We start from the raw sequence: 5,651 nt of genomic DNA on the forward strand, positions 1-5,651 counted from the left end.
CTCCCCGCCCGCCCCCCTGGAGGGCCGCCATGATCGACCTGCATTCGCACACCACCGCCAGTGACGGCCAGTACCCGCCCGCGACGCTGGTGGCGCGCGCCGCCGCCGCCGGGGTGACGGTCCTGGCGGTGACGGACCACGACACGGTGGCGGGGCTCGCCGAGGCCCGGGAGGCCGCCCGCGCGCTCGGCGTGGAGCTGGTGCCCGGCATCGAGCTGTCGGCCTTCATCCACGGCAAGGAGGCCCACATCCTGGGCCACTTCCTCTCCCCGGAGGACCCCGCCCTGGCGCGCTTCGCGGACCGGCTGCGCGACGAGCGCACCCACCGCATGGAGGCGATGGTCGCCCGCATGCGCGAATTGGGCTTCCCGGTGCGCATGGAGCACGTGCTGAAGGTGGCCGGAGACGCGCAGCTCGGACGGCCGCACCTGGCGCGGGTGCTGGTGAACCAGGGCTGGTGCCTGGACATGAAGGCCGCGTTCGATCGCTTCCTGGGCACGGGCCGCGCCGCGTGGGTGGAGCGCTTCAAGCTGGAGGGTGCGGAGGCCATCCGCCTCATCCGCGACGCGGGCGGCACCGCGACGCTCGCGCACCCCGGCTCCTCCAAGATGGAGCGCGTGGAGATCAAGGCCCTGGCCCAGGCGGGCCTGTCCGGCCTGGAGGTCCTGAGCCAGGACCACAACCCGGGCCTGCGGCAGAAGTACCTGGCGCTCGCGGCGGAGTTCGACCTGGTGCCCACCTTCGGCAGCGACTTCCACGGCGAGGAGGTGTCGCCGGACCACCGCCTGGGCGTCGCGGCCATGCCCCCGGAGCTGTTCCAGAAGCTGCGCGCCCGCGCGCCGGGCCTCCGGGCCTGAAGGCCTCAGTCCGTCAGGAGCGCGGCTGCTGGGTCTTGAAGCGGCTCGTCACGGCGGTGAGCCCTTCGGCGACGGCCTGGAGGTCCTGGGCGATGCGGGTGGTGCGGCCGGTGGCGTCCACGCCCTGCTTCACCAGGTCCGCCACGTTGCGAGCCCCCTGCACCGCCTGCTCGCTGGACTGACGCTGCTGCCGCGTGGCGATGGTGATCTGCCGCGCCGCCTCGCTGGTGCCGCGCGCCAGGTCCACGATGCGCAGGAAGACGGCGGACGCCTGCTCGGCCACCTCCACGCCCCGGTCGCTCGTCGCCATGCCCACGCGCGCCTTGGACGCGGCCTCCTCGCCGGAGTCCTGCACCTTCTCCACGATGCGGGCGATGTCGCGCGCGGACGCGGACACGTTCTCCGCCAGCTTCCGCATCTCCGCGGCCACCAGCGAGAAGCCCCGCCCCACGTCGCCCGCCTTGGTGCCCTCCAGCGCCGCGTTGAGCGCCAGCAGGTCGCTTCTCTCCGCCACCTGGTTGATGACCTGGGCAATCTTGGAGACCTGCTGCAGGTCCTTGTTCAGCCCCACGATGGCGTCCGCCACACCCTTGGATTCGATGCGGATGTCGCTGATGCCGCCCACCACCTGGGCCACCACCGCCATCGCCTCGGCCACCGCGTCATGGGTGCGCCGCGCGCTCGTCTCCACCACCTCCGTGGAGGAGGAGATCTGCTCGGCGGTGCGGCTCAGCTCCTCGAACGTCGCGGCGATCTGCTGCGCGTACGCGGCCTGCTGGCTGATGACGTGCTCCTGATCCGCGGAGGCGCCCATCAGCCCGCGCGACGCGCTGGACAGCTGCTCCGTGCGCGCCACCAGCTCCATCACCGTGGAGCGCAGCGTGCCCAGCATCTCGTTGAAGGAGGTCGCCATCAGGCGCACCTCGCCGGCGGCGGACACGTCCAGCTCCCCTCGGGACATGTCGCCCCGGGCCACGTCGCGCGCCACCTGCGTCACGCGCGCCACGGGGTCCGCGATGGCGCGGCTGATGATGACCGCCAGGCCCAGCCCCAGCACCGCGGCGCCCAGGTAGCCCAGCAGCGAGTACCCCTCCGTCGCCGACACCGCGGCCTGCACCTCGTCGGTGCCGAAGCCCGCGCGGTACACGAGCCCGTCGTGCTCGCAGCGCACCACCACCACCTCCGGACTCCGCGCCACCGCGCACGCGCCGAACCGGGGCGTCGTCACCGGCTGCGACAGGACGGACGTCACGTTGCCGCGCGCCTCGAGCACCGTCCCGTCCGCACGGGCCAGCTCCTGGAACTGGAGGGTGAAGCCGCCGGACTCCACCTGGGAGAAGACGTCGGCGCGCCGCGCGCGGGCGTCCGGCGCGGAGTCCGGGAGGAAGAGCGCCGGGTGCCGGGACACCAGCGTCGCCACCGTCACGGCCCGCTGGGACAGCACCTCCAGCGCGGCGGCGCGCTGCCGGGCCGGGAAGTACACCCCGCTGAAGAACACCACCGCGAGGCACGGGAGCAACACCGCGATCGCCACCTGCATCCGCAAGCTCAGACGCCCCCACATGTCGGCTGCTCCCCAGGCGATGATCGGAAAGCGATGACGCTAGGCGTGGGCCCCCCGAGCGTCAAACGCAGGCCGGATGAAGGCGGCAATTCGGCCGTCTTCTCAAGGGGTTGGCGCTCCGGGGGCGGGGGCGTTTCCCTTTGACACGGCGCCTGCGGTGTCATTAGGTTCCGCGCCCGATGACTACACCCCTCGCACCGTACCTGCCGCTGGCGGTGGTGCTCCTGCTGGCCGGCGTCCTCGCGATGATCATCCCGCAGGTCACCAGCCGCCTGGGCCCCAAGCGCCCGAGCAGCACCAAGTCGTCCCCCTTCGAAGCAGGCTCGGAGTCAAGCGGTCCGGCCCGCCAGCGCTTCGCCGTGAAGTTCTACGTGATCGCGCTTCTGTTCATCGTGTTCGACGTGGAAGCGGTGTTCCTGTACCCCTGGGCGGTGAACTTCCAGGCGCTCGGCTGGTTCGGCTACACGGAGATGTTGGTTTTCGCGTCGACCCTGGTCGTGGGCCTTATCTACGTCTGGAAGAAGGGCGCCCTGGACTGGGAGAGCTGAGGAATCATGGCTGACACCGACATTGCTCCAATCATGGTCACCCGCCGGGAGGAGGCCACGGGCTTCTTCCAGAAGCTGGTGTCCAAGGGCCTGGGTTGGGCCCGTAAGTACTCCCTCTTCACGTACCCGTACGCCACCGCCTGCTGCGGCATGGAGTACATGTCCGTGGCCGCCAGCCGGCACGACATCTCGCGCTTCGGCGCGGAGTTCCCGCGCTTCTCGCCGCGCCAGGCGGACCTGCTGATGGTGGTGGGCACCATCAACCTGAAGCAGGCCCCCATCCTCAAGCGCGTCTACGAGCAGATGACCGAGCCCAAGTGGGTCGTCGCGTTCGGCGTGTGCGCGTCCTCGGGCGGCTTCTACGACAACTACGCGGTGCTCCAGGGCATCGACCGCATCATCCCGGTGGACGTCTACATCCCCGGCTGCCCGCCCCGTCCGGAGCAGGTGCTGGACGGCCTGATGCTGCTCCAGGAGAAGATCGGCAACCAGGTGCACCGGCTGCGCGACACCGGCCAGCCCAACCAGACGGCGTCCGACCACGCCCGCATGCTGTCCGCGGGCAAGTAGCCGTCGCCTTCCACCGCTGCCTTCCAACGGGCCCCGCGCCGCCTCCTCGACGAGGCCGGTGTCGGGGCCCGCGGCGTTTCACGAACTACCAGCGGTGGTACGCGGGGTGGCCTTCCTTCACCGCGACGAAGGTGCCCCGGCACGTGGCCGTCACCTTGCCGCCCGCAGTGAGGGTGCCCTCCACGACGACGCGGGCGCCTTGGATCTCCACCGGCTTCGCGGACAGGTGCACCGGCCCGCCCATGGGAGTGGGGCGCTTGAGGACGATGGCGTAGTCCGCGGTGACGGTGCACGGCGGGGTCGCCACGCCCTGCTCCTTCATCAGGTGGTACGCCGCCGTCCAGTTGCAGTGACAGTCCAGCAGCGCGCCGATGATGCCGCCGTTGAGCACGCCCGGGAACGCCTGGTGGTGCTCCTCCGGCGTCCAGTCCGCGACGATGAGCTCACCCTCCACGCGGCTGCGGATGCGCAGCCCCTTCGGGTTGGCCGGGCCACACCCGAAGCAGGCGTTGTGGGGGGCGTACGTTTCCTGGAGGCCGGGGGTTTCGGTCGTCGACATGGCCGGCGACTCTACGTGAAGCGGACTCCGGGGCGCGCTCCCGCACGACATCCAGCCAGGCCGCCAGCGCCTCCGCGTCAGCCCCTTCACACTCACCGGAGCAGGTCCGCCGCACGCTGCCGTCCGCCTGCGGCCGGTCCACCCACCAGCGCCGGCCGTCGAAGGCACCCGCGTCCTTCTCTCGCAGCACCGCCGCGTCCGCCACGTCGCCCATCTCCACGACACCATCCGGGCGCAGCCGGTACGCGTCGAAGGTGCGCGGCGCGCCGGGCCAGTGGCCGGGGTCGAAGACCTCCGGGCTCACGTGCGTGTAGCCCGTCTCCGCGTACAGGGGCGCGAGCGGCCGCTCCTCGCCTCGCAGCAGCGGCGTGAGCGACGCCCCGTCCGCCTCCGGCAGCGCGGGTAGGCCGGACAACTCCAGCAGCGTGGGCCCCACGTCCACCAGTCGCGCCAGCGCGTCGACCTCCGCGGGCCCCAGGCCCCGGCCACCGGGCGGCTTCACCGCGAGCAGGATGCGGTTCTCCTCGTCGCCCAGGCGCGCGCCGTGCACGGACGTCGCGCCCGCCAGGTCCGGTCGGTCCGCGTAGAAGCTCTCGCCGTGGTCCGACAGCAGGACAATGAGCGCGTCGTCATAGCGGCCGGAGCGGCGGAGCGCGTCCAGCAGCGTCCCCACCTGCGCGTCCGCCTGCGCGAGCAGCTCGTCGTAGAGCCCTTCTGAGCCCTCGCGGGTCCACGCCCCCTTCGCGCCCGGCGACACCGGGGCGAAGTGCATCCGCAGCCGGCGCGCCAGGGGTTCGGACGAGGGCACGAAGCGGCGGTAGAACGGGTACACCGGGTCGCCCGGGAAGTGCGCCGCCGTGGCGTGGAAGGCGAAGAGCAGCGGGCCCGCCGCCGCTTCGTTCACGAGCCCCTGGGACAGCCGCTCGGCGTACCCCATCGGATCATGGATGCCCGCGAGCGCGCGGTTGTCGATGAACTCCGGCACCCACGCGGCGCCTGGCGCGTTGTCCGCGAAGAGGCCCAGCGCCCGGTAGCGCAGCTTCTCCAGCGCGAAGTTGAGCGCGCCACGCGGCGGCTGCCAGCGCTGCGTGAAGCCGGAGGCCGGGCCCTCGAAGTGGAAGCGCGAGCAGTCGGTCGCGAACACCGTGCGCCACCCGGCCTGCGAGAACCGGTCCGCGAAGGTGGGCGCCAGCACCAGGCGTGCGTCGGACGTCAGCGGGTAGCGCACGCCGGTGCGGTACGGCCACCGCGCGGTGAGCAGCGAGCGCCACGCGGGCTCCGTCTGCGCCACCGGCGTATAGGCCCGCGTGAAGAGCGTCGCGTCCTGGAGGAAGCGCTCGACGTGGGGAGCCACCCCGCGCCCCGTGGGACCCAGCCGGTCCGGCCGGAACGCATCGATGCCGATGACCACCACCAGCGGCTGCCGGCCCGCAGGCACCGGAGCGCGCATCCCCGCCCCCACCACGCCCAGGGCCACCACGCCTGCCACGGCAACGAGGGCCCATCTCCAGGAGCGCCCTGCCCGCCCGGGCTCCGGGACCGAAGCTCCGGAG

The 5,651-nt window shown here is 72.2% G+C and carries 6 protein-coding genes; 3 read left to right on the top strand and 3 right to left on the bottom strand.

Annotated elements, in window-relative coordinates; translation table 11 throughout:
- Positions 1-29 precede the first annotated feature (29 nt).
- Positions 30-857, top strand: coding sequence for a PHP domain-containing protein (locus D7V93_RS36530; protein WP_120647755.1), 828 nt, complete (start codon positions 30-32; stop codon positions 855-857).
- Positions 858-870: 13 nt separating this feature from the next.
- Here D7V93_RS36530 and D7V93_RS36535 read toward each other — a convergent pair whose 3' ends face one another.
- Entirely contained in the window at positions 871-2,421 is a 1,551-nt protein-coding gene (locus D7V93_RS36535; protein WP_120647756.1) for a methyl-accepting chemotaxis protein, read from the bottom strand.
- A 179-nt stretch (positions 2,422-2,600) separates the two neighbouring features.
- Here D7V93_RS36535 and D7V93_RS36540 point away from each other — a divergent pair, with 179 nt between their 5' ends.
- On the top strand, positions 2,601-2,969 hold the full coding sequence (locus D7V93_RS36540; RefSeq protein WP_120647757.1) for an NADH-quinone oxidoreductase subunit A: 369 nt from the start codon (positions 2,601-2,603) through the stop codon (positions 2,967-2,969).
- Positions 2,970-2,975: 6 nt separating this feature from the next.
- Complete coding sequence (locus D7V93_RS36545; RefSeq protein ID WP_120609650.1) at positions 2,976-3,539, top strand: NADH-quinone oxidoreductase subunit B; 564 nt, start codon at positions 2,976-2,978, stop codon at positions 3,537-3,539.
- Between the two features lie 85 nt (positions 3,540-3,624).
- Here the strand turns inward: D7V93_RS36545 and D7V93_RS36550 are convergent, their stop codons facing one another.
- Positions 3,625-3,993, bottom strand: a complete 369-nt coding sequence (locus D7V93_RS36550) for a PaaI family thioesterase (RefSeq protein WP_244237722.1) — start codon at positions 3,991-3,993, stop codon at positions 3,625-3,627.
- On the bottom strand, positions 3,983-5,651 hold a 1,669-nt coding region (locus D7V93_RS36555; protein ID WP_120647759.1), incomplete at its 5' end, for a sulfatase-like hydrolase/transferase. The genes D7V93_RS36550 and D7V93_RS36555, both read right to left, overlap by 11 nt.

Origin of the sequence: Corallococcus llansteffanensis, from assembly GCF_003612055.1 — a bacterium.
GTDB lineage: Bacteria > Myxococcota > Myxococcia > Myxococcales > Myxococcaceae > Corallococcus > Corallococcus llansteffanensis.